This is a genomic window from Emticicia sp. BO119 (assembly GCF_013912375.1).
Lineage (GTDB): Bacteria > Bacteroidota > Bacteroidia > Cytophagales > Spirosomataceae > Emticicia.
The window spans coordinates 400312-423448 of the sequence record NZ_JACETV010000002.1 but is presented as its reverse complement, the minus strand read 5'-3'; the positions used below and the strand labels follow the sequence as shown (position 1 = coordinate 423448).

Genomic DNA, 23137 nt, shown 5'->3' with positions numbered 1-23137 from the left:
TCACTCATGAAAACACTGACTATTATTCTCATATTAGTTACTTCAACAGCATTTGCACAAAAAAATGAAGCAGACAGCTTGAAGAATATTTTATTGCTTTCTGGTAATAATGTTACTAAAATTATTTTGCTCAGCAAATTAGGGTTAGCTTTTGCGCAACAAAAGAAAGCTGATTCTTGTATTTTGTTTGGTATGCAAGGATTGCAATTAGCGAAAGAATTAAAATCAATAAGCGGAGAGGCAGAGGCATTGCATTCCTTAGGACATGGTTATTTTGTGAAAGATGAGATTAAAAAAGCCATTACTTTTTATAGACAGTCGCTCCAACTCTGTGAAAACATTAATTATTATGGCGAAACCCAAAAGGAATCAAACTTACAGATACATCTTTTATCAGATCTGACCAGATGTTATGAGAAAACAAAAACAGATAGTGGCCTTTATTATCGTAAAAGAATAGTACTGCTGGCGCAGAAATTCAAGTTTCTTCAGCTTGAAGCCTCCAGAACGCATGATATCGCCTATAGTTATACGGATGGTGGCGATTTTGCAAAATCTTTTGAATATCATTATAAGGCATTGGAACTTGCCGAAAAACTAAATGATATAATCCTGACTGTGAGTTGTTATCGTTCAATTGGTAACCTATATTGTGTTCTTGAAGATTATCAGAAAGCAAAGTACTATCTTTTTGAAGCCATAAGAATCAATAAAAAAGTCGAAAAATACCCGCCTCGTTTTATTTTCGCACATCTTAGTAATGTTTATGAAGCTACAAATCAATTAGATTCTGCCCTCTATTATGGAAAACTTGCCTATCAGGGAGGCATAGACGGTCCGGAAACTGCCGAATTAGGTTATCTCATTGCAATCTATGCCAAAGCTAACGAGAGGGCAGGTAATTATGCTTATGCCCACCATTTGTATACACAAAGTATAGAAGCATGTATTAAAATGAACAATTCAAAAACCTTGAGCTATGCCTATCTCGAATTGGCTAAGTTGTATTTTAAAGAGAGTAAGATAGATTCCTGTATACTGTTTGCAAAAAAATCATATCTTATTGCCCGGCTTGCCAATGTGCCGAAGGTAGTATTGGATTCGAGTACTTTACTTACAGATGTGTATAAAGCCGGTAATAATCGTGATAGTATTTTAAAGTATCAGGGAATCATGATTAATATTAAAGACAGCGTGTTTAGTAAAAATAGAATACAACGAATGCAACTAATTAATATAGAAGAGCAACAACGTCAGAATGAAATAAAGGCTATTGAAAAACAGTATGCGAACAGGGTAAAATGGATTATTATTTCTATTGCGCTGCTTATCTGCTTAATACTCATGTTCCTGTTTTACAGAAATAAGACCTTACAACGAAAAAACACTGAATTACAGGCAGCTTTACTGGAAGGCCAAACCACCGAACGCAAACGGGTAGCAGCAGATTTGCATGATAATCTGGGTAGTACCATGTCATCATTAAAATGGACCATGGAGGCAATTAATACCAAAAACCTTTTACCTGAAGAACAAAGAGTGTATTTAAATCTGAAAGAAATGTTAGAAAGTGCCTATAATGAAGTACGGCTTTTATCTCATAATCTCTTACCTGAAGAGTTTGAAAAACAGGGTTTAAAAGAAGCCTTAACAGTTTTGGTCAGAAAATTAAATAACAATACAAAAATCAGGTTCAGTTTAGATACAGCAGAGAATGTTGGAAAGTTGGATAAAAAGGTAGAGTTTGAGTTATATAGTATTTGTCTTGAATTAGTCAATAATATTCTGAAACACTCTCAGGCAACAGAGGCAAAAATAGCTTTAACAAAAGATATTAAGCACTTACGTTTATTGGTGGTCGACAATGGAAAAGGCGTTGAGGAAAGAAGCGGAGAGGGAAAAGGCCTGAAAAACATAAGAAAGAGAGCAGAAACATTAAAAGCGCAGTTTTCTGTTAAATCTGAAGAGAATCAAGGCGTAAGCAATGAGATTTTATTGCCTATCTGATTTACTGAAATAGTCACGATTTACTCAGACAGCCCATGCCGCATCGCAAATTTAACCATTCCAATAGCACTTTTCACACCTAATTTTTGCATCAGATTCCGGCGATGTGTTTCTACGGTAGGTACACTGATAAATAGCTTTTCAGCGATTTCATTAGTAGATAATTCTTGCGAAATTAACCTTAGCACCTCAATCTCTCTTCCTGTTAAATGCAAAATAGTCTTAGGGCTATTTTCATTTAAATCTTCTTCCGGTGAGGCTGCTAATTCCAGAATCACATCCTCACTAAAATATTTACGGCCCGACATAATTGCTTTTATCGCTTTTTCTATTTCCTCTTTCCCTGCTTTTTTTAAGACATACCCATTTACACCTACCTTTATGGCTTCTCTGATGGTGGGTGCATCTTCTGCCATGGTCAACAACAAGGTTTTAACGAATGGAAATTGATTTTTTACTTTTAATGCCATATCAATGCCGCTGAACTTAGGCATGTGCAAGTCCATTATAATAATATCAATAGCATTCTCTTCTAAGAACCTTATTACCTGCGTTGAGTCGGCAATCGTACCAGCTACGACTATATTGTCTATCGAAGAAACTAATAAGCGCAGACTATCCAAGACAATCTGGTGGTCATCAACAAGCAGTAATTTAGTTTTTGGGTTCACAGATAGAATAATTAATTATTTCAAATATAGTCACATCAGGCATTCTTTTCAAATAGAATTTATTTTAAGGACAATCCTATATTTTTGGTCAGAAGAAGTTTTGTATGATGGATTAATATACTGCTCTTTTAAAAGAACCCATTAAAAGCATTCCTTATATAAAAAACAAAAAAGGACCTGTGAATAGAACTAGTATAAAGTCTCAGGAGTAGGTTGGATGCTCCTTTCTTTCAACATTAAGTTCATTATTTAAACTGAGTACCTGACCTTAGAAATGTCGGTATTCCATTGTTTGCACTCTATATCCACAGAGTGGCCTTAAGTCTCTATAAGTCATCTGTTTTTAGCTTAATAAATCATGTATTTGGTTGCTATTATGCATACCAAACTTTCCCCGAAATGTTTAAAACTGCGGAAAGCCAATGATTCTAAAGAAAGAAAATAGAGTAGGCTAATCCTTAAATAAAAATATCCGAAAGTTTGATAATCACTAGGGTCATAGAGAAAATCAAGGTAAACCATGAGCAATTATTTTTTTCAGAGACTACTATTTTGTAAAGAAATAACCGGGCTTAATAACCCTTTCATGTCAGGAGATAAAGCATCCAAATTGCTGGTAGTCAAGTCAGAAAGATGGAGAAATACAATTTTTAAGGCATTAAACAATCAATTACAATGAAAAAATATTTTTACTTATGCTTGTTCGGTCTGTCGCTCTCAGGAAAAGTCCTTTCACAAAATACCAATTCTCAGAATTATTTTATTCTCCCACAGGTACCAACGATACCTCCGAGCTGTCTTTCGACTGAAAAGGAAAAATTGTTAATAATACCACTGATAATAAAATCTATTATTGTAATGGAACCAGTTATAGGCAGATTAACGGTATTGCTACCAATCTCTATTCACTCAGCGATTATTCCCTCTCTGCTTATGGAAAAATTAAAGTCTCAGGCCTCAAAAGTGGTTTAAATAAAGTCTTAACAAGCACGGATACCTCTGGACACTGCTGAATGGAAATCGATCGCAGGGGTAGTGCTTCAGGGTTCTCTTATATAGGTATCTCTCCTGCTGCCGCCAATGCTCAGACCATCAGCACTACGCTTTAGTTAAAGTATTCAATGTGCAGGAGTTTGATGACGATAACCTGTTTAAAGTAACGGCTGATAGTTGTCATTTTAAAGCAAAAGAAGCGGAGGTATATCATTTTGACATTAAAATGACTTTAGCTCCGATGGGAACCAATGCAAGTGTGAAAGGGCTGGTATATGTCCAAAGAGTTCGGAATGGTTCGGGGACAAATATCAGGATTTCGAATATTGAGGCATACCGGTATGTAGATTTTAATACTTCCTTAAATATAAAACTACTGGGGGAGACAGAATAGAAATCTGGTTCAGTTCAGCCACCCAGTTTAAGGTATATGCAGGAGCCAATGCCAATTTTAACGGATACAAAGTCTATTAAACTATCGAAAAAACTAAAATTGCTTTACAATGAAAAATCATTTTTTTGCCCTGCTCTTGGCTGTTTTTCTTATAAAGAATATCGTTTATTCACAAGGCATTGCCATTACTTCACCTTTAGTAAAACCAGGTAGTTATAAAAAAATAGTCGTTGATACCTTCGGAATTTTTAATCCTGATAACCGTTTTGTATTAAAAATAAAGAGCATTGTTACCTTTAGTTATGATTCTCTTCCGGGGTCTCCCAGATATACCAATGAATTTGTGAATGATTTTTTTTTGATTGCACCAATAACCTGGCATTTTGTTACCAGGCTCCTTACCCGAAATTATTTCCGATAAAAGAGGGAAAAAGAACTATCTGGAAAGATACTACCAGCTACGAAGTGTATTCCACCTCCCCCTACAGGGCAACCAGTTTACAGCCGATTGTCTCTGTATCGGGAGATAGCCTCTTTTATTGTTATATTCCATTTGGATGCAAAAGAGATACCATAGCTATTGACACACTTTCTGAAAACTTAAATCTGTCCAATTATATAGTCCCCAGAGCGGCCACTATTCATCATTATTTCAAACTTAGAGATATTGAAAATAAACCAGCCAAAGGGTTTGTCATAAAGTATAAAGTCGGAGACTCACTTATCAAAGAATCAAGTCTGAGTGATTCATAGGATTAATTGACCTGGCAATAAAAGTTGGCGGAAACAACGAAACGATTACCTCTGATGATATTATTCCGGGAGGTACTACGCAAATCATTCGTTTTTATAGTGTTGGCGGCGAGGCTGGCAATGCTGGTATGAATACTAATCATTTTAGGCCGTTTACAATACAAGTGCTTGGATAAAGCAGCCCCGCTGGAAAAAGAGTATGGATTGGTATATGGCCCGAAAGTAGGGGTTTCTGCGGCATTAGGTAAATCATTGCGGATAAATAGGGTACTTGTCAGAGCAGGTTTTGCCAGATGCGGAGTAGGTATTTCCTATAGACTAAACATGATTATCAAGCCAGTTATTGGTCAGGAAGCACTATGGGAAACCAGCATTGGCACCGAATATGGCTTAAATGCCAGTGGCAACGTCGGCCCCATGTTCAAAGCAGGTAGAAAGCATCTGATGATTAAGGCGTAGAAGCATCCTTGGGGGTAAAGCTGGAAGGTAAAATGGCTTTTGACGATGTTTATTTTTTAAATGCAGGTAGTTCCAGAGACAGGCGCTATCTGATGTCTGAACTTTTTGAAAAAGCCTCAGGATATTCTCCTCAAGGCTTGCTTCTAAGTAATTTCCTGAAAAGGTTAAGACACTTTTCAGATTTACGTGTAGGCGGGAAAGTTACCTCAAAACTTAACTTTGGCATGAATGCGAATGCACGAGTAAGAATTGATGTCGGAGGTGACTCAGAATAGGATTTGACAGAAGATATAGAGGAAGTAGCTTTAGGATTTGGATATGGCATTGTTAGTGACAGGAATTATAATATTGAATCGGCAACTGAGTATGATTATACAACCGGATTGACAAGTTCAGTTCAGGTTTCTGCCGTAGAGAAATATAATCAGGGATTAAGTATGGGGGTAATTTTACCAACCTAATTAATGATGGTAGTGAATTAGCCTTTGATTTTGTAAATGATGAAAAAACCATTCTGTATTACTAAGTAGAAATTTCTCAAAATCTAATAAACCCCTCCAATATTGTACGGTTGAGTTTGCTACCGACAAAGAAATTGCATTGAATACTAACGAGTATAAACTGACAAAAACTAATAAGTATTATTTTTCAAGAAAAGCACTACAAGCGTTTTCCTATTGGCCACGCAGTTTTATATCTCAATACTTTAGTAAAGGTTCTTTTTCCCCCAATAATATCTCTTTCGCTCACCAATCAGCAGACTCAACCAATGCTTTTCACTCGATTGGAAGGTTGGCAGTCAGACCTGGCAGGTATGTGGGACAAGCCAACCAAACCATCAATATCAATAAACTGAAAGTATTTGCTATAGGGGTAGCATTTCCCACAGATACCATTGTTCCTGCCATTACTGTTACTCCTCCGGCAACTTTTGTAAATGGACAAAAAATTTATTCTTTCTCTGACAGATAATGCCTCTGGCAATGACTGGAGTAAAACTTATTTTATTTGTAATGGCAAAGTTGTTCCCTACCAAAGAATGGGCACTTCTAATTCTTTTGAAATTGTTATAGCTCTTCTGCACGCCACTCCTATACAAAATCCATCGGTTTTTGATAATCAAATTCTCACATCCGATTTGACAGGAAATAAACAATATTTCGCCAAATTTTACCCTTGCAAAAGGGCAATAAAATTTCTTACGAATCTTGAAGGGATTGCTTCAAACCCTGCCATACGACATCAGGCCTTAGTAAATATTGAAGTCAGTGGTTCTGTTGCTGCCAAACCTCGTTTAGAGTTAAAAGCCGGAAAAGTATTATGCTTAACCCAGGCTTTGCTACAAAACCACTTGCAGGAGAATATTTTAAAGCAGAAATTGGCGGCTGTAATTAAAATCAAAAAACTTTTAAAATTCTTATTTTACTCCTATTGCTGGTAAAGAATCCATATTTGATAATCATTCCTAACAGTCTACTCTCAATTAATTTGATTAAAAGTAATCTATTGGGAATAGAAAAGATAGAGCTAAAAGTAAAGAGGGTTATTTAGGAAGACCCCCTCCTTTTCTATTACTCATATCAGCTAAGTCGGAAATAAAAGTTCAAACATTGTAGAAGTGCATGCTTAGGTGCGCGCTTCCACAAGGCCTGAACAAATTTTATTTTAATTACCGACCAAAATCATCTTGCACCCTTACAATATCATCTTCATCTGAAGGATTTCCGGCATCGGTGTGCTGCCAGATTTCGGCAATAATCCCCCACTCATTTACGCCTACTAATCGGTGGCGTTCGCCCTGCTTAAGGCTAGCGGTAGCACCTAAGGGCAGATTTTTCTGAGATGTTTGTGCATCAGTTTCGCTTCTGACAATAGCTGCATTTCCACCAATGACTGTCCAGATTTCAGAACGGCGGAAATGATATTGCCAGGAAAGGCGTGAATTTGGCGCAACTAATAAAACTTTGGGGCTTAACTTCTCAAATCCTGCAAAATCATTCACTGAAAATTGTGGAAAGAAAGTTTCAATGAATTGAGAGGACTGAGATTCATCAATCACTAAAAATCCACCCCATGGACGAGAATCATCGTCATTGGCAATGGTGAAGCCTTTCTCTTGGATAAATATCCTTACCTGACTAAAAACTTCCTTTTTATCGGTACCTTTTAAATTGATCATAGAAGTATGTTTTAGAATAATCCTTATTTTTCTGCATCAAAATGCACTAGTCCCTCAGTGAAACAGATGTTTTGTCAACTGTTAGTATGCCTTAATAATGGTTTCTGTACGCTATTGAAATACGGATAATCGGTATTTTGTCTATTCCCCATTTAAGCTTTATCGGTATAGTTAATACACCTAAAAGCTTTTGAAAGCGTCCTCTTCAAAAACGATTATCTTTGCCAATATCTGCTTTCCGGCCATTCATCACATGATTTAAATTCCGATGCGTTAATCTGTTGTCAGCAGTTAACTTACATAAACTGCTATCATTTGCGTAATTATCGGCCAATCTACTATCCCATTTCAATTGCTGGTAAATGATTCTTCCATAGCATGGATGAACTTAAATAGCCTGTACATTTATTTGCCAAAATATCCCTAGGGGATTTCCTACCTTTATCTTCTTTTTCTATCCCTACTTATTTCTCTCATTTCCTGATTAATTACGTATTCTTTGGCTAACCCAATCTGAAAAACTAAAAAGAACTTAATAATGTATCTCAAAATATGATTGACAGACGCATTAAAAATAATGAGCTATCCAGTGGATAGCTCCTATTTCAAAACAACTTTTGCTTTGTGACTAAAAAAACTTGCTAGTTTTATGACTATAGAGTAATGAACTTATTTATAGGACTTAAAATAAAAAACGCAGGACATGATCCTGCATTTTTATTACCCATTAACTGCGTTAAACTAACCCGGTTTAAGCATGAGAGTAAAATTAAAAAGAATCATTGAGGATTAAAATAAAAAATTATTATTCGGTTCATAAAAATAAACAGGACGATACTTTGTCCTGTTTATCCGGGTCATGAAAGTTTCTAAAACTTTCACATACTAAACAATATGTTACCTTACACCTAAAATAAGAGAATTATTCAATTCCTATGACTAAAAGTATAACAAATCCGTTAAATAAATTAAAGAAATTTATTATACGGTCATATTCCTTAATAATTCTTTAAATAGTTAAGTCATTTCTTTTTATCTTTATAATTGACTCTTTTGTTGCAGTCCACACATAGGAACTTTAAAAAACACAATAGGGAAAGAATTCTGCAATTACGTCTCATATACCCATAAAGCAGACTACTGTGTAATCTCTGGTGGTAAAAAGCAGTTACTTTGACAATTCGATTCAGTATGAATATGTGTATTAGGCCTGCCTAAGAACCTCATGTTAAGTTAAATTGCAGCTAAGCAGGCGATGGGGTTTAGAAACAGCGCTATTGTTATGGTAGAGTTTTTGGACATTTCCAAAGTTTTTTAATCATCATCTCATAAATACAGTAGAATTATAATTAAAAACAAGATCTTGAATAAGGGTATTCAAGTTTTTCAATGAGACAAATATATTTATGTCTTCATTAGAAAAATATCTGCTCATTGCCAAAGACGAATAAGGTTCTGGTATAGTATTTGATTATTGCACACATTAAAATATTAAGTTGCTCAGTAAATACATTTTATAAGAAGTTGCAACAAGAAGGTAAACTATGTATGGGTGTAGATAACTATTTTGAGTATACAACTAAAGCCATACACTTAGCATAATAAACTCCGACAAATATCTTTAGTTCAGAAATTAATTTAAGCATCTGCAGAGAAAATAGCATTATTATTGATGAAATAAGGAATAAAGATTTTATTGAGAAATTAATAGATTGAATCAGGATATCTTATGCCAATCGATTATACACTCGTTCAAACTGTACATTACATTTACCGGAAAACCATTGAAGACATTGAGAATGGTATCCATTTGCAAGAACATCTCCAGGAAATCAACACAGGATTAGAGATGATCCATGCGCAAATTATTTTACACACCCAAGAAGGAAAAGAAGTAAAGGGATATGAAGCCTTAAAGCGTAAATTCTTTTATTTAAAGTGGCGAATATTAACGCAACAACAACTATAGGCATTGGTCTAAAATCTACCAATATACTCTTCTGCTTGCTTATCTTACTGGAGATACTTGTTGTGAGAATTATAAGAAAGGCAGTTCGAATCAAAAGTTTATATAAAAAATAAGCAGCGCAATTTCTGCCCTGCTATTTAACGCTTTATCCCACTAAAGCAATCATATTATGAAGTTTCTCTTCTGATTTATAACTAAAATAAAAAACTGCGACTTTCCAAATGTATTGTGTATTTAAATAACAAAAATAGAATAGAATCGAAGAATTAACAAAAAAATTATTAAACGGACTATTTATTTTTTATTGGAGATAAAAATCGAAGTCTGCACAATTGCCCGGTATACTCATCAACTAACTTAAGTTACAGCGTATAGACTATAAAAAGCATCTGATTAATTTCAAAGCGCAAAAAAACCAAACTGAAATCATGGTGAAAGAGAGGAAATTTGCAAAGATTGGTGGAATAACTCTGCGAATAAGGCCAACATTTAAAGCCTATATTCTAGTGCATCAGATATTTCCAATGCTTACCTAATACCTAATCGTAATCCTTATAACTAATTATGCCTGCAATTCTTCTAAGCAAACAACAACATATATCTTTTAAAATTTATAACGAACGGATAATCAATCCGAAGGCAATATAGGTAAGGATTTTGACAAGTAAACAGTCAATGGTGAACATTTTATTATAATCACATTTCTCAGATTCGCATAGAGGAACTGTACCCTTCATTCAAAAAGTAGCTAAAAGAGCAGTCCTGTCTGATAAAATTTAGGCAGATTGTAATTAGGGTAAGGGTGTTTGGGATTTCGGCCTTATTTTTCTTAATAAAAGAATACAACCTTTGGGAACAATCATTAAGGGTCTTGATTCGGTTTGATGCTAGTTGTACGAAAAGAATTACCCTACCATTTGGAACTTATTTTTTCTACGATTAGAGTTTCATTAGAAATACACCAAATTGCTTGCATTCTTTCTCTAGAAATCTAAAGATTAAATCAGTCAAAAGCCTAGTCATCCCAAAATTCCGGATGGCGCGTATTTTTGTGATAGACGCTATTTTATTAATTCCGATGCAATCACAATTGAATGTAAATGTTACTCAATTATTTAGCTGGGTTACTCCAAACCGAGTTACTTCTAATAAATGACATCTAGAATTTTTCTTTCCCTTTAAGAACTATTGAAAAGAGAATGGGCCAGAAAAGAACCATCCCTACCACTATTAATAAAACGGTTAAGGATACACTTTTCTGAATAGTATAATTCACCCTGTTAGGTGGGACAATTAGATAAATCCCAGTGCAAACAAGAGCGAATAGAAACCCAATGGAGAAGTATATAGTTGCAAAAATTAATTCCATTTCCATATGCATTTAATTAGCTGATCTATGTACGCTACTCTCATGGAAGCGTAGCAAGCATGACTTATAATAAAAGAATAAATAACTATAATTGAATTACAAAAAAATAAACGATTAGGATGAAAAGCAAATTATTTTTAAGAAGTCATCAAACCTATAAGATAAAAGCTACTTTTCACAGTTAACAATAAAAAATTGACTATCATAATCAGCCCCTATATTATAAGTTCTTCTTCTAATTAGGCATTCTTAACCTCTAATTATTTTCTTTTTTAATTTCATTCTCTTTAATTACTATAATCTTATATGTTAAAACTTCTAATAATTAGTATAAAACATTCAAGATTGAAGGCAAAAAGACTATCTGGTGTATATTTTATTAGAAAAGAAAAGTAACGAAGAATAAGTATCTGGCATGATATTTATTTTACGTATATATACTAATTGGTCTTAATAAGATTTGGTAAAACATGACAAAGATACCCCTAAGTTTAGGGGTATCTTTGTTTAAAATGGGTTCACTACTTTATTCGCAATAGGTTATTTTTTGCTTTGAAGTTCTTTGACCAAATCTAGTCTTAGCAAACCGATGGTTGTAAGAACAGCCAAATCCCAAGCCATTGTATTTATCAACAAAGACAGGGATTTCCTCCCTGTCTTTCTCAGTCATCCGCTTTATTTCGGGATTGTGAATGAATATGAGCCAGTCCAATTGCTTCAAAGAGGCGCACATAATATTTGTTCTTATTCTGCATTTCCTTGTGATACAGCCGTTGTAGCTGCGGATAGATTCTGCTTATGGACTCCATTATTGTTTTTTTAGTTTTTGGCTGTCCTTCTTCACAAATAACCTGTAATACTTCCGAATAGTAGGTACAAATCGGGAGGTTGTGTTTTTTAAAGTAGGTCGTAATCGATTCCAAAAGGCTTTTAATGTGGTTGGTAGAATGGTTTTCATAAGGTAATAATAAGGCTACATCAGTAATAGCATAGGTTTTGGTTAATTTTTGAAGACGTTTCAGGATACGGTCGTTCTTTTCAGAATTAAAAACGCCTTTGTGCAATGATATCTGGTAGTGCTCAAGAAATGTTCCTCGTAAGATAGCAAAGGCCACCATGCGAGTATTCATACTAAGACCGATAATTGTCTTTGTCTGCATGCAGGCGTACCAGATAGGTAAACAATGCCCCACGTGTTTTTCTGATTTTGTGCTGTGGAGTTTCTACGACCTTTTTGAGAATATCTTTCAGGAACGATTCTTTGTATTTCTGGCACATCCCGATAAACTGTGCAAGTGATTTTAGGTCATTGAGTTTTTCGGCAATCTCAATAGCCAGGCGAACCTCTTTGGTTTCTATTTTATTCATACATTAAAGAGCTGATATAAAGAGGATTATGTGGATAAACTTGTGGAAAATTTGAGTAACGTTTTATTTTAGAATAAAATAAGCGTAACGTTATATAGGTATTCACCCAGCCTAAAAGGCATCTTCAAAATAGCCAGTTGAAACTCAAATATAGTCCACATAAAAAGAACAGTCATGACCTGTTCTTTTTAGTTGTGATGCCAAAATGGCACTATGAGAGCATGCACATAGATAGTTTTATATTAAATAGTAAATGGCTCATGCTGAGCTAACAGATTGTTCTCTCTTATGAAAAAATCTTTTGAGATATTTTGCCATAAGTCCGTATAAATTGATTGAGGAATGGTTTTGTATAGCAAACACAAGTAAAATAAGTGCTCGATACTTGGATACCCATACCCATGCTCCCATCGGGAGAGTTTGCTGGTATTGGGTAAGCCTAGCACTTTCGCTACTTGTTTCTGTGATAAACAAACACCCATTCTATATACTTTTAATCTGTTTGGAAAACGACTATATTCCATAAAAAGAGTGTAATCAATTCAACTCATAGACATAAGAGAGGGGAATTTGCTATTTGAACAAATTTTGTGGACAAGTATTTTCTAAGGAATAGTAAAGTAATGATAAAACAGATTTTCTACAAGTAAAAACAAAGGAGCTAAAATGCTCCTTGATCTTTTAAGGAAAAATACCCGTCAGCCGTAATAATGAGATGATCTAATAAAATAATACCGAGTAACTGCCCTACCTCATCAATTCGTTTAGTGAGAATTATATCACTTTCACTTGCTTGTAAATTACCTGAGGGATGATTATGGGCAATAATCATCGCACTTGCATTCGATTTAATTGCTGCTGCAAATAATACCTTTATATCAATGACTGTACTATTTGTTCCGCCCGTTGAAAGGGTACAGATACCCAATACTCTATTTGCCCTGGTCAAAAACACGGCTCTGAATTGTTCAATAAATTCAAGCTTGTTCTTATCCCATGTATGAAGAAATAAGGAATAGGCATATTCAGAATCTTGTACCTTCGGCAACTCTGAGGGTTTAAGATGTGGTGTGTAACTGAGTTCAATTTCAGCTACCTTCTTTTGGGAAAATACATTTTCTATTTGCATAGCTTACTGTGATTGAATGAAGGGTGATAAATAACTCCTGACTCTATATTAATTAGTAACATTGTGATGGATAAGAGAGGGTAATTTGCCGATTATCACCACTTCTCAGGCAAAGTAAGTTACTTAGTATCTCACTTGGATACATAGTAAGTAAAATTTACCTGTCAGATTTTCGCATGTTTTAAGTAGATTTTTGCATTGACGTGTAGCATAGATTAGACCCGAAATGAAACGCTGTTGGATTATCCATATTCTGTCATATTCTTATGGCATCCAGACAAAATATCTGGGCATAATCTAAGCGTTTACTAAACGTAGTGGTAGGAATTGCTTTTTTGGTGCCCAAGGCAATTCCCCTATTTCGATTTTTATTATATTTCCATCCACTAACAAATGTATTTAAATACGACTGTTTACTTAAAACAAAAACGGCCCATGCTTTTAGTAAGTCACTGTAATTGTCCGGATGAGGATTGAGATAAATACGGTTTACTTTTTTATATTCCTCTTCTGAATAAAGTGTTACTTCAGGTATCGTCGTAGTTTTTAGGATTGAGCTTAGCAACTTTATAAAAATTGATAAGAAATTGCCTGATATCATTAATCGCTTCAATCCTGGCTAGCTCTTTGGCAAAAAATACGGAATATTACTCAAAAATAATTCCCTATTGATTTTATGGGGGTATGAGGGGAAGGTTCCAGGAGGATATGTTGTTTACCTCCATAATAGTCTATAGAATTTTTAACTTCCCTGAGATATTTGTCATACAGCTATTGTAGAAACCAGCGGTTAAAATGGTAAGAACGGGAGATTTGTAGTTTTAGGTAAGCATGCTTTGGGGCTATTAAAGGGTTTTCTATCCCTTACAAAGTCTTTGCTACCATACTTCTGTCGAGAGCGTTCTATGATCACCTCCCTGAATGACTCTGTGGGTGATTTAAAAGGTATAGTGATCGCACTAAAGGGTGAAGAACTTGTTCCATCAATCATTAACTTTAAATACATACTATGTCCAGGGAGATTAATCAGGTCTTCTTTTAAAAAGACCGGAGAAAATTCTTTTTCGAGATATCCTGCATCAGTTGCCCCTACACGGAATGCCATAAGCGTTCCTACATTACCCAATATTGCTTTAGCTATGTTTTCAGGCAATTGCTCTATGTATTGATGAGTCAAGAATATCCCTAATTTGTATTTACGTGCTTCAGCTAACATATCAAGAAAAGACAAAGAAATAAATGAATGCATTTCATCCACGTATAAATAAAAGGGCGTTCGTTTTTCTGCTGGTTGAGAGGCCCGATGGAGTGTAGCTAATTGAATGGTGGTAATAAACATACAGCCCAATAATGAGGAGATATCTTCTCCTATTACTCCTTTTGATAAGTTAATCAATAAGACTTTATGCGTATCCATGATATGCCCGATGCGAAAACGTTGTTTTTGCTGGCCAAAAATTTTACAAAGAATGGTGCTTGAATGGAAAACACCTACCTTATTCAGGATAGGAGCGATAGCTTCCATCCGATGCGAGGGAGTATAGGTATTGAATTCATTATACCAGAAATTGCGAGTGGCGTGGTTCTTCACAAAGCCTAATACATACGCTCTGAATGCAGGATTTGTTAAAAGTGGTTGAATGTCAAGTAAGGTTGCCTGTGGGTATTCGAGCAAAGTTAAAATGGAGAATCGAAGTATATATTCTAGACGTACGCCCCAAGATTCAGCCCAAATTTTCTTAAAAGTAGTAATCAATCCTGAAGCAACGAGTGTGTGAAGATGTGGTGAGATAGATTTAAGTGGATTAAATCCGATCGGGTGTGCTGTATCAATCGGATTAAAATACATAACCTCTTCCATTCGCTGTTGTGGGATACACGCTAATAGTTTTTCTACCAAATCTCCATGAGGATCAATGACACAAACACCTTTTCCTTGTTCTATATCGGCTTTTGCCATATTTAATAACAAGGTAGATTTTCCTACACCTGTCTTCCCGACTGCATAGATATGGGAAAACCGGTCGTTGTCCTTGATTGAAAATAATTGCTGTGAATCTCGCCAATTCGTTACCCCGATAGGTGTCTGGTCTTGCATGACTTCTATAGTATGGGATTACACCTATTCTTAAAGAGGGAGTAAATTGTAGTGATTGAAAATTTCTCCCTCTTATGCTCTTTCATATAATGCTTTACATTATCTAAAAGTCATTGGCTTTTAGATAATTATGATAAATAAAACACCTTATATTGAACAGCTTAAAAAATTCTATTTTGAAAAATACCGGAAAGTACTTTCTGAAGAGTTAGCACATGAATATTTTGAGCAAATAGTCACCCTTATTGAATGTATCTATCGCCCCATTCCTACAGAGCTTGACAAGGTCGAAAAAGTAATTACATAATGCAATTAATATCACTATGAACGCAGACCTCTTATATTTCATCTATTGTCGCAAAAGTTCTGAAGATTCCAGTCGACAAATAGCTTCTATAAGTGATCAAATTAATGCACTTGAGCATATTATTCAGCGAGAAGCGCTCTCGGTGGTGAAGGTATTTACCGAAGAACGAAGTGCAAAAGACCCCGACCGTCCTGTATTCAATGAGATGCTTGGCAGAATTAATAAGGGTGAAGCGAACGCCATTCTCTGCTGGGATATTGACCGTTTATCAAGAAACCCAATTGATACAGGACAATTACAATGGAAACTCCAAAAAGGTGTAATTAAAGTTATTAAGACTCCAAGCCGAACATTTTACCCCGATGACGCCGGCTTATTATTAAGTATTGAAGGAGGGCGTGCAACTGATTATGTTGTAAAACTCTCTAAAAATGTTAAACGAGGCATGTATGGCCGAGCAACCAAAGGATGGCGACCAATTATTGCACCTATTGGTTATATTAATGCGGGACTTGAAAAGGGTAATAAAACTATTGAACCTGACCCAGAAAGATTTGAAATTATCCGTAAAATGTGGCATTTACTTCTAAGCGGCGGATATACAGTTGCAGAGATTCTTAATATTGCGACTCATGAGTATGGATTACGCAGTCTCAAACGACGAAAAATTGGTGGAACGCCAATTACAAAGGGCTATCTCTATGAAATCTTTAAGCAACCCTTTTATTATGGCTACTTCAATTGGAAAGATGCAGAGACTGGTATGTCTCGCCTCATGAAAGGAAATCATACCCCTATGATTTCAGAATTTGATTATTGGCGTGCGCAGAAGTTACTCGGACGTAGAGGTAAACCACAACCTAAAGTACGGGAATTTGCTTATACTGGGTTATTGAAATGTGGTGAATGTAATTCCGCAATTGTGGGAGAGGATAAATACCAAGTGCGCTGTACAGAATGTAGATTTAAATTTTCATGTCTTAACCAAACTTCCTGCCCCTGTTGCAAAATTGATATTTTAGCGATGAAAGGAGCGAAAATCCGGCATTATGTTTATTACCGTTGCACGAAGAAGAAGAATCCAAGATGTTCTCAAAAGGGTATAAAAGTGGAGGACCTTGAAACACAATTTTTAACTAACTTAGAAGCTATTCATATTGACGAACCTACTTTAAACCTTATTCTTGCGTATATTGAGAAAAAACATTCAAATTCCGCCAATGAACTATTGAGTATCAAAAAGTCTCTTCAGTCAGCTTATGATGATAGTCAGAAACGTTTAGCAAATCTAACAAGAGAATATGTATCTGTACTTAATTCAAATTATGACCTATTTACCGAACATGAATTTCTTGCCCAAAAAAAAGCCATTCGAGCCGAAATAGATACTCTGACAAGGAGACTTGACTCGATTTCAGAAGGACAGGAAGATACTCATAATCAGCTTAAACGGTTCTTTAAGTTCTGTACCCATGCTAAAGAACATTTTATTAAAGGTGATTTGCGAGTGAAACGCATGATGATTAGTTCTTTAGGCTTGAACCAGAGATTAATCAATAAAAAAGTAGATTTTATATGCCATAATCCCTTCTTACAGGTGGAAGAGATGAAAAATCAACAATATACCAAATTAGTATTGGTTGAACCAGAAGATACGCTTATGATAAAAGAGCCAAAGCCTATTTACAGAGTATCCATTCCAGAGTTGTGCTCTACTGTCGACACTGTTAGAACTTTTTTGAGAGAGAATAAAGATATTGAAATTGCTGATTTAGATAGCTTAAGCAAGGAGGGTGATTCTAGCTAATCATAAGCATTTTAGTAAAATTTTCCACATAATGACGTAGTTGCAGATATATGGCAATATGCTATAGTATAAATATCACCAACGGAAAAGATACCTTTTAGGAGAAATACCTACGAGGTCTTTTTTATTTTCAACTCCAAATCATTCATAAATCTAATAAATGGTTTAAAGATCTTAAATTTCAGCAATCCTGAATATTTAGCCTTATTAGGAATGAGAAGACCCGAGAGTTTATTCTGAGAGATTAGATAGTCGACTAAACAATAGAAATCTCCGTCACCTGTAACGATAACTGCTTTATCAAAATTATTAATTTGTATCATAGTCTGAAGCACTAATTCAGCATCACAATTCCCTTTAACCGTTCCATCTTTATACTTAAGCACTGGTTTCCAGATACAGATAAATCCTGCATCCTGAAGCTCTTCGTATAAGCGATTGTTATTCTCAATATACCCAATAAACAGGTAGGCTTTCTCTACATGGTATTTTTGCTTTAAATATACTCTGAATTTACTCCAATCAATGGTCCACCCTAGAGACTTTACTGCCAAATAGAGATTTTGGCTGTCAATGAATGCATAGTTAATGGGTGTTTCCTGCATACAGGCAGTATACCCGACTTTTGCCTAAGATGCGAGACTTATAATTATGTTTTCTCCCTATTCCTATACCTCACTATAGAGCCAGTTATTGTTCTAAAAAACTGTACGATATTGAAGAAGTTTAAGTTGTCAATCGTAACAACCTTACCTCCAGTATCGAAAAGGCTCTTCATAATAAGGGTAAAAAGACAAGAGGGGGGATTTTGCAAAATATGCAAATTGGTGCTCCACTGTCGACACTGTTAGAACTTTTTTGAGAGAACATAAGGACTCATTTACTATACCTGATTTAGATATGGTGAGTAAGGAGGGTGATACTAGCTAAAATAGCAAATTATCCCCTCTTATTAATTCACCAACTAATATTTAAACTGTATTTATGAAATACCCAAATAGATTAAAAGAAATTAGAAATAGCCTCGGGCTTACCCTCCAACAAGTAGCAGATCGTATGGATAAAAAATGTATTGATAGACTCTCAGAATGGGAACGAGGTATCAATATGCCAAGTGTTCTTAATTTGATTACGTTATTGAAGATTTATGAAGTGTCAATAGAGGAAATCTATCCTGAACTCTTAAATATCTCTGTAAATTAAGAGTTTAGAGTGTTTCGTTAGATTTAACAAAAGGTGCTCCACTGTCGACACTGTTAGAACTTTTTTGATTGAACATAAGGACTCATTTAGTATACTTGATTTAGATACGTTGAGTAAGGAGGGTGATTCTAGCTAATTCAGCAAATTTTCCTCCCTTATTAATCTACTAGTTAGTATTTAAACTGTATTTATGAAATACCCAAATAGACTCAAAGAAATTAGAAACAACCTCGGTCTTACCCTTCAGCAAGTAGCAACTCGCATGGATAAGAAATGTATTGATAGACTCTCAGAATGGGAACAAGGAACGAATATACTCAGTGTTCTTAATTTAACTACGTTATTGAAGATATATAAGGTGTCAATAGAGGAAATCTCTCCTGAACTCTGAAATATCTCTTTAAATTAAGAGTTTAGCGAGTTTCGTTTGATTTAACAAAAGGTGCTCCACTCGGGAATCTGTTAGAACTTTTTGATTTAACATCAGTACTCATTTAGTGTACCATTTCGGGTTCTTAAAAACAGAATCCTGGAATGCTATAAAAGATATCTGCAATGAAATAGGGATAACACCCAACCAGGCTTTATACTTCTTGGAAAAATCACCGTCAGAAAAGTCATTAAGTGACGACTTGTCACTTTTAGATAAAATCAAAAATCTGACTAAGCAAATACAGATTTTCAAAGAGAATACCGAAAACATGAATATTTTGCTGAAAAGGCTTATTAAAATAAAAGACCGGGATATTCAATCTCTGATAAGTACCTTTAAATAGTCAATTTTTTAATACACTACACTTCAGTCAAAAGTGATTCGTTACCAGCTTCTAAAAAAGTTACAATTGTTCAATAGTTTTCAAATGATTTTCCTGGGTGTTTAAAGGAATCACCTTTCAACAATTGTCCCTAATAAGACGGTCAGTTTAAATCCTGTTCAAATCCATAAAGAAGATTTAGTTGGTACAATTTTCAATATTGACTTTAAAGACCGCATTATTTTCCGTTCTAAAGCCCGGTAATAAATCTACTGACTTTTCGGCAATCAATGAAACCTCTTGTCCGATAGACACAGCGCCATTGGTCGTAATTGTCTGATAAACCTGATAAAGCGGTTCATCAAGTAAACCACTTAAAGGTCCTAGAGTTGTCTGGCATCGATTTACCTTAAAGGTTTTAATAGCGGTAATCATGCTTCCGTCAGATTTCTTCCCTATTACAAGAATATCATGTTCTCCTGTATCGAAAGTTAAATTAATTATTTCTGTAAAATTCAGGATATTGTTCTGAGTCCTGTAAACAATTGTCTCTATTGTATTATAATCAATAAGAACAAACATTTCTGAAATATTTGAGGATGAAATATTAAAATCAAGTGTTTGATTATCAGTTACGCTCCTGCCATCTATCGGGAGATTTATGGCAACACTTGCCGTAGCTGACGGGTTTATTTCAGAAATACTCGGAGCAGAGACGTTGTAGGTTAGTCTCGGAGGGTTAAATCCACTCGTACAAAAATTACCACCAGAAGGACTTGATATAAGTAATTCCTGTATTCTTTCCATAACATTAATATTGCTTTGTGCTCCCATATGGATCTGATTATCAATAGTTGAAGTACACCCCACTAATCCACCTCTTTGACTACTTTCAGGCACAATTAAGTCATTCTCTTCAAAATTGAAAAGTGTATCAATGCTTGTCTGAATGACAGATTCATAAATGGCCTGAAGTCTTGGCCTTTGGTTTCTGCTATTACTCGGTATGACAATTGGCTGAAATTCCTGAAAAGTTACAATGGCATGTGAAGGTACGATATGATTATTTCTTCCTGAACCATTTAAATCCTGAAGGATAGCAATGCTATTTACTCTTAAATCATTTATTGCTCCGTTGTCACAACTTGCATTTTTATTGCCTGACATATCAAGGTTTGATAATAAACTACAGATTGCATTTCGTCTTTTTTCAAAATTAGGATCAGAAAGCAGATTAGCTACCTGAGAGCCCGCATGTGGTGTATTGATTGTAATGATTCTGTATATATCATTCTCGTAGCGGGCACTTTGCAAGTACAATCTGGAGAGAATTCCTCCCATGCTATGGCCCACTAAATCACACTTACCTACCCCATACCCTTTTTCTCTCAAATTTTTAATTACCTCGTCTATTTTATTGGGAACTACCTGGCTATTGTTAGCAAAAAAAGCGTCATTGGTAGGACTATAATTGGCATTGTGCACCAAATCAGCCGTATAAAGTGCATGATTACTACTGGTTAAATACGTCTGCAAGGCGTTAAAAGAACTACCGACGGACCAAAGTCCATGTACAGTTATTACCGGAGTCCGGTAGACGTCTAAAGAAAAAGTTGCGAGTACAGTTGTGTTCGTTGTATTATACAACTCTATATTGAAAGTAATCCATGCGCCTGCACTGGTAATACTTGTTGGATGTTGGTAAGTAAACTCTACCCCATTCGGAATCGTCTGTTTTGAAAGAAATTTACCGTATCTATTAGCATCAGTTGCATTTGGGTCCTCCATCATTCTTAAGGCAATAGAATTACCTAAACCTGATACTTTAAAAATGGTTACAGATGTACCATCAGCACAAACTTTCAAGCCCTTTTTTGAGTCAGAAATAAGTTGTTTGTTATTAAATTTAGGTTTTGTACTAATTGAGTGATATTGTTCCAGAACTATCTGACAGGACATACAGGAAACAGTTTGGTAATACATGCCTACAAAAGCTATATTATAGCAATCGCGGGTAGCAGATACACTAAAATTATTGGTCTTCTGAGTAGTACTAATTGTTGTGGTTTTTTCTATAAAATTCCAGATATTTGCCGAATGCGATGCAATGGCATTATTTAATTTAATTACAGTAGTGCCGTTATTCTGTAAATCTCCAATACCCATAAAAACCTTTGCATTGCTTGTAACCCCACAGGCCGTCGGAATAGATTGTATGTGTTCTCTATAGCTCCCTATTCCAACCACAGCACCATCATCTATGGTAATTGTTCCCTGATAAGTAGCCGTAGAGTCCGTGTACAAGACAAAAATGGTCGCCCCATCTATATCGTTTTCACTTCCCGTCGATAGCCCGCTCACAAAATAAGTTCCTGTTCCTTTTATATAAGGAGTGATATCCGCACGGTACGTATAAGACCCTGAATAACTCCAGCATTTATCTGCCGCAGAACCAACTAATTTCATCTTTTGAGTGTATAAATACCCATCTGGTGTAGTTAAAGATACTTTTTGAAGAGCGCCATTTCCAGAAGCATCTGCCCAGATAAACACTCTTTCAATTTTAGCAGTTGAAGGAAGAGCAATATCAAAAGCTGTCGGTTGCGTGAAACCATTCAGGTTATACCTCTTTGCTAATTTTTTAGAAATGGTCGTGTAATTAAGTCCACATTTAGTTAGCGAAAATGCCTGACTAAGCGCTTCATTGTTGGCATGAATGTTCTCCTGTTTGGATGACACCCCAAAAGTCGGTGATATATAAACGTTTTTTATAGGCAGAGACATTTCGCAGATGCCTCCAGTACAACCACTAACGTTTGCCACCAAAGCTCCCTCAACTGTAACCCCTTCCAAAAGACTTTCCTGCACTGGAGAAGCAAATGTTACCGTATTCAGTACATTATCTATAGAATCCTGCCTTAACCCTATGTCTCCGCTAAGTATAGTTTTATAAAGTGTCCAGTCTCTACCGATTGCATTTTCAGCGTAGCCCCCCAGAATTTTAACCCCCGGCGGGATTAAAAAAGTAGATTTTTCACTCTTATCAGGGTAAACATAGTAAATCCCGGAAGCAAGGAAGAAAGATGTACCTGTACTGGCCCTTTGTAAAGCTAATTGAAATTCTTCATTACTTAAGGCATTTTCCCAATTCGAGCCATCATGGAAACCGCTTCCTGTAACTTTCACATATTTTACATTTTGTGCGAATAAAGAGAGTGTAGACGCAAATAGAATTAACGTCGTTTTAAAACAAATCGGAATAAAGGTTTTCATATAATTTTCATATTATCTGTTGGAAGTGATAATTGTTTGATAGCCGCTTTACAAATAGATATAGACACCTTAATCAGTTACCAAATGCTACTGATCAGATTTATTCGATTTAAAGCCCAACTATCTTTTTATTTTCTTTGGTCTTTTAATTAATTATACTTTTGTGGTAAGAGTATGTTTAAAATTTGTTTTCCTGACCGAAACGGACAGATTTTTTTGTTAAATAAGGCACATTTTGAAGTTGTAGCCAGTAGCTATATCGAAAAAATGTAACGCAATATAACCCAAAAAATGCCTTTGAATGTCGAATCATAATTTTTAAACATATTTTACAATGCTTTTCAATTCAAAGCTCCCATGCATTGAAATGTTCGGGAGCTTACCAGCAGTTTGTTTAAGTTTT

The 23137-nt window shown here is 35.3% G+C and carries 21 protein-coding genes; 12 read left to right on the top strand and 9 right to left on the bottom strand.

What is annotated here, in order from left to right; all coding sequences use genetic code 11:
* Positions 1–6: 6 nt before the first annotated feature.
* Positions 7–2007 carry a sensor histidine kinase gene (locus tag H1R81_RS08790; RefSeq protein WP_181840335.1) on the top strand — a complete coding sequence of 667 codons (2001 nt, stop codon included), beginning with the start codon at positions 7–9 and terminating at the stop codon, positions 2005–2007.
* A gap of 20 nt (positions 2008–2027) precedes the next feature.
* Here H1R81_RS08790 and H1R81_RS08785 read toward each other — a convergent pair whose 3' ends face one another.
* The gene (locus tag H1R81_RS08785; RefSeq protein ID WP_181840334.1) at positions 2028–2678 is read right to left on the bottom strand and encodes a response regulator transcription factor; all 651 of its coding nucleotides are present in this window, start codon (positions 2676–2678) and stop codon (positions 2028–2030) included.
* 1123 nt (positions 2679–3801) lie between these two features.
* Between H1R81_RS08785 and H1R81_RS08780 the strand changes: the two genes are divergently transcribed.
* The 7 genes from H1R81_RS08780 to H1R81_RS27770 all read left to right on the top strand — a co-directional run bounded on the left by H1R81_RS08780 (position 3802) and on the right by H1R81_RS27770 (position 6672).
* Positions 3802–4065, top strand: a complete 264-nt coding sequence (locus H1R81_RS08780) for a hypothetical protein (RefSeq protein WP_181840333.1) — start codon at positions 3802–3804, stop codon at positions 4063–4065.
* A gap of 109 nt (positions 4066–4174) precedes the next feature.
* Positions 4175–4486: a hypothetical protein gene (locus tag H1R81_RS08775; RefSeq protein ID WP_181840332.1), complete on the top strand. Its 312-nt coding sequence runs from the start codon at positions 4175–4177 to the stop codon at positions 4484–4486.
* 500 nt (positions 4487–4986) lie between these two features.
* Complete coding sequence (locus H1R81_RS08770; RefSeq protein ID WP_181840331.1) at positions 4987–5277, top strand: hypothetical protein; 291 nt, start codon at positions 4987–4989, stop codon at positions 5275–5277.
* Between the two features lie 32 nt (positions 5278–5309).
* Positions 5310–5552 (top strand): hypothetical protein, encoded by a 243-nt coding sequence (locus tag H1R81_RS08765; protein ID WP_181840330.1) that lies wholly within the window; start codon positions 5310–5312, stop codon positions 5550–5552.
* Between the two features lie 3 nt (positions 5553–5555).
* Positions 5556–5738: a hypothetical protein gene (locus H1R81_RS08760; RefSeq protein ID WP_181840329.1), complete on the top strand. Its 183-nt coding sequence runs from the start codon at positions 5556–5558 to the stop codon at positions 5736–5738.
* 139 nt (positions 5739–5877) lie between these two features.
* On the top strand, positions 5878–6249 hold the full coding sequence (locus tag H1R81_RS08755; protein WP_181840328.1) for a hypothetical protein: 372 nt from the start codon (positions 5878–5880) through the stop codon (positions 6247–6249).
* A gap of 348 nt (positions 6250–6597) precedes the next feature.
* Positions 6598–6672: a hypothetical protein gene (locus H1R81_RS27770; protein WP_409013551.1), complete on the top strand. Its 75-nt coding sequence runs from the start codon at positions 6598–6600 to the stop codon at positions 6670–6672.
* 274 nt (positions 6673–6946) lie between these two features.
* On the opposite strand, the gene H1R81_RS08745 is transcribed toward H1R81_RS27770, so the two are convergent.
* A complete protein-coding gene (locus tag H1R81_RS08745) occupies positions 6947–7456 on the bottom strand; it encodes a phosphoheptose isomerase (protein ID WP_181840326.1) in 510 nt (169 codons plus the stop codon).
* Positions 7457–9185: 1729 nt separating this feature from the next.
* Here H1R81_RS08745 and H1R81_RS08740 point away from each other — a divergent pair.
* Complete coding sequence (locus H1R81_RS08740) at positions 9186–9425, top strand: hypothetical protein (protein WP_181840325.1); 240 nt, start codon at positions 9186–9188, stop codon at positions 9423–9425.
* Positions 9426–11456: 2031 nt separating this feature from the next.
* On the opposite strand, the gene H1R81_RS08735 is transcribed toward H1R81_RS08740, so the two are convergent.
* The 5 genes from H1R81_RS08735 to H1R81_RS08715 all read right to left on the bottom strand — a co-directional run bounded on the left by H1R81_RS08735 (position 11457) and on the right by H1R81_RS08715 (position 15389).
* Positions 11457–11954, bottom strand: a complete 498-nt coding sequence (locus tag H1R81_RS08735; RefSeq protein ID WP_181840324.1) for a hypothetical protein — start codon at positions 11952–11954, stop codon at positions 11457–11459.
* Positions 11926–12162 (bottom strand): hypothetical protein, encoded by a 237-nt coding sequence (locus H1R81_RS08730; protein ID WP_181840323.1) that lies wholly within the window; start codon positions 12160–12162, stop codon positions 11926–11928. The genes H1R81_RS08735 and H1R81_RS08730 overlap by 29 nt, the downstream gene beginning before the upstream one ends.
* A gap of 242 nt (positions 12163–12404) precedes the next feature.
* Positions 12405–12686 (bottom strand): helix-turn-helix transcriptional regulator, encoded by a 282-nt coding sequence (locus tag H1R81_RS08725; protein ID WP_181840322.1) that lies wholly within the window; start codon positions 12684–12686, stop codon positions 12405–12407.
* A gap of 137 nt (positions 12687–12823) precedes the next feature.
* Positions 12824–13291, bottom strand: a complete 468-nt coding sequence (locus H1R81_RS08720) for a JAB domain-containing protein (protein ID WP_181840321.1) — start codon at positions 13289–13291, stop codon at positions 12824–12826.
* 790 nt (positions 13292–14081) lie between these two features.
* Positions 14082–15389, bottom strand: coding sequence for a type IV secretory system conjugative DNA transfer family protein (locus H1R81_RS08715; protein WP_181840320.1), 1308 nt, complete (start codon positions 15387–15389; stop codon positions 14082–14084).
* Between the two features lie 323 nt (positions 15390–15712).
* On the opposite strand from H1R81_RS08715, the gene H1R81_RS08710 reads away from it, so the two are divergent.
* Positions 15713–17503 carry a recombinase family protein gene (locus tag H1R81_RS08710; RefSeq protein ID WP_181840319.1) on the top strand — a complete coding sequence of 597 codons (1791 nt, stop codon included), beginning with the start codon at positions 15713–15715 and terminating at the stop codon, positions 17501–17503.
* Positions 17504–17613: 110 nt separating this feature from the next.
* Here the strand turns inward: H1R81_RS08710 and H1R81_RS08705 are convergent, their stop codons facing one another.
* Entirely contained in the window at positions 17614–18108 is a 495-nt protein-coding gene (locus tag H1R81_RS08705) for an NYN domain-containing protein (protein WP_181840318.1), read from the bottom strand.
* 379 nt (positions 18109–18487) lie between these two features.
* Here H1R81_RS08705 and H1R81_RS08700 point away from each other — a divergent pair, with 379 nt between their 5' ends.
* Together H1R81_RS08700 and H1R81_RS27765 are read left to right on the top strand one after the other, a co-directional pair.
* Positions 18488–18706, top strand: coding sequence for a helix-turn-helix transcriptional regulator (locus H1R81_RS08700; RefSeq protein ID WP_181840317.1), 219 nt, complete (start codon positions 18488–18490; stop codon positions 18704–18706).
* A 190-nt stretch (positions 18707–18896) separates the two neighbouring features.
* Complete coding sequence (locus H1R81_RS27765) at positions 18897–19097, top strand: helix-turn-helix transcriptional regulator (protein WP_181840316.1); 201 nt, start codon at positions 18897–18899, stop codon at positions 19095–19097.
* Between the two features lie 562 nt (positions 19098–19659).
* Here the strand turns inward: H1R81_RS27765 and H1R81_RS08685 are convergent.
* Positions 19660–22734 carry a 3-coathanger stack domain-containing protein gene (locus H1R81_RS08685; protein ID WP_181840314.1) on the bottom strand — a complete coding sequence of 1025 codons (3075 nt, stop codon included), beginning with the start codon at positions 22732–22734 and terminating at the stop codon, positions 19660–19662.
* Positions 22735–23137: the final 403 nt, after the last annotated feature.

Bases quoted from the DNA above. Each gene is read 5' to 3' on its own strand.
- H1R81_RS08790 (WP_181840335.1), top strand. From the start codon at position 7: ATGAAAACACTGACTATTATTCTCATATTAGTTACTTCAACAGCATTT.
- H1R81_RS08775 (WP_181840332.1), top strand. From the start codon at position 4,175: ATGAAAAATCATTTTTTTGCCCTGCTCTTGGCTGTTTTTCTTATAAAG.
- H1R81_RS08765 (WP_181840330.1), top strand. From the start codon at position 5,310: ATGGCTTTTGACGATGTTTATTTTTTAAATGCAGGTAGTTCCAGAGAC.
- H1R81_RS08745 (WP_181840326.1), bottom strand. From the start codon at position 7,456: ATGATCAATTTAAAAGGTACCGATAAAAAGGAAGTTTTTAGTCAGGTA.
- H1R81_RS08740 (WP_181840325.1), top strand. From the start codon at position 9,186: ATGCCAATCGATTATACACTCGTTCAAACTGTACATTACATTTACCGG.
- H1R81_RS08735 (WP_181840324.1), bottom strand. From the start codon at position 11,954: ATGCAGACAAAGACAATTATCGGTCTTAGTATGAATACTCGCATGGTG.
- H1R81_RS08730 (WP_181840323.1), bottom strand. From the start codon at position 12,162: ATGAATAAAATAGAAACCAAAGAGGTTCGCCTGGCTATTGAGATTGCC.
- H1R81_RS08725 (WP_181840322.1), bottom strand. From the start codon at position 12,686: ATGGAATATAGTCGTTTTCCAAACAGATTAAAAGTATATAGAATGGGT.
- H1R81_RS08720 (WP_181840321.1), bottom strand. From the start codon at position 13,291: ATGCAAATAGAAAATGTATTTTCCCAAAAGAAGGTAGCTGAAATTGAA.
- H1R81_RS08715 (WP_181840320.1), bottom strand. From the start codon at position 15,389: ATGCAAGACCAGACACCTATCGGGGTAACGAATTGGCGAGATTCACAG.
- H1R81_RS08710 (WP_181840319.1), top strand. From the start codon at position 15,713: ATGAACGCAGACCTCTTATATTTCATCTATTGTCGCAAAAGTTCTGAA.
- H1R81_RS08705 (WP_181840318.1), bottom strand. From the start codon at position 18,108: ATGCAGGAAACACCCATTAACTATGCATTCATTGACAGCCAAAATCTC.
- H1R81_RS08700 (WP_181840317.1), top strand. From the start codon at position 18,488: ATGAAATACCCAAATAGATTAAAAGAAATTAGAAATAGCCTCGGGCTT.
- H1R81_RS27765 (WP_181840316.1), top strand. From the start codon at position 18,897: ATGAAATACCCAAATAGACTCAAAGAAATTAGAAACAACCTCGGTCTT.
- H1R81_RS08685 (WP_181840314.1), bottom strand. From the start codon at position 22,734: ATGAAAACCTTTATTCCGATTTGTTTTAAAACGACGTTAATTCTATTT.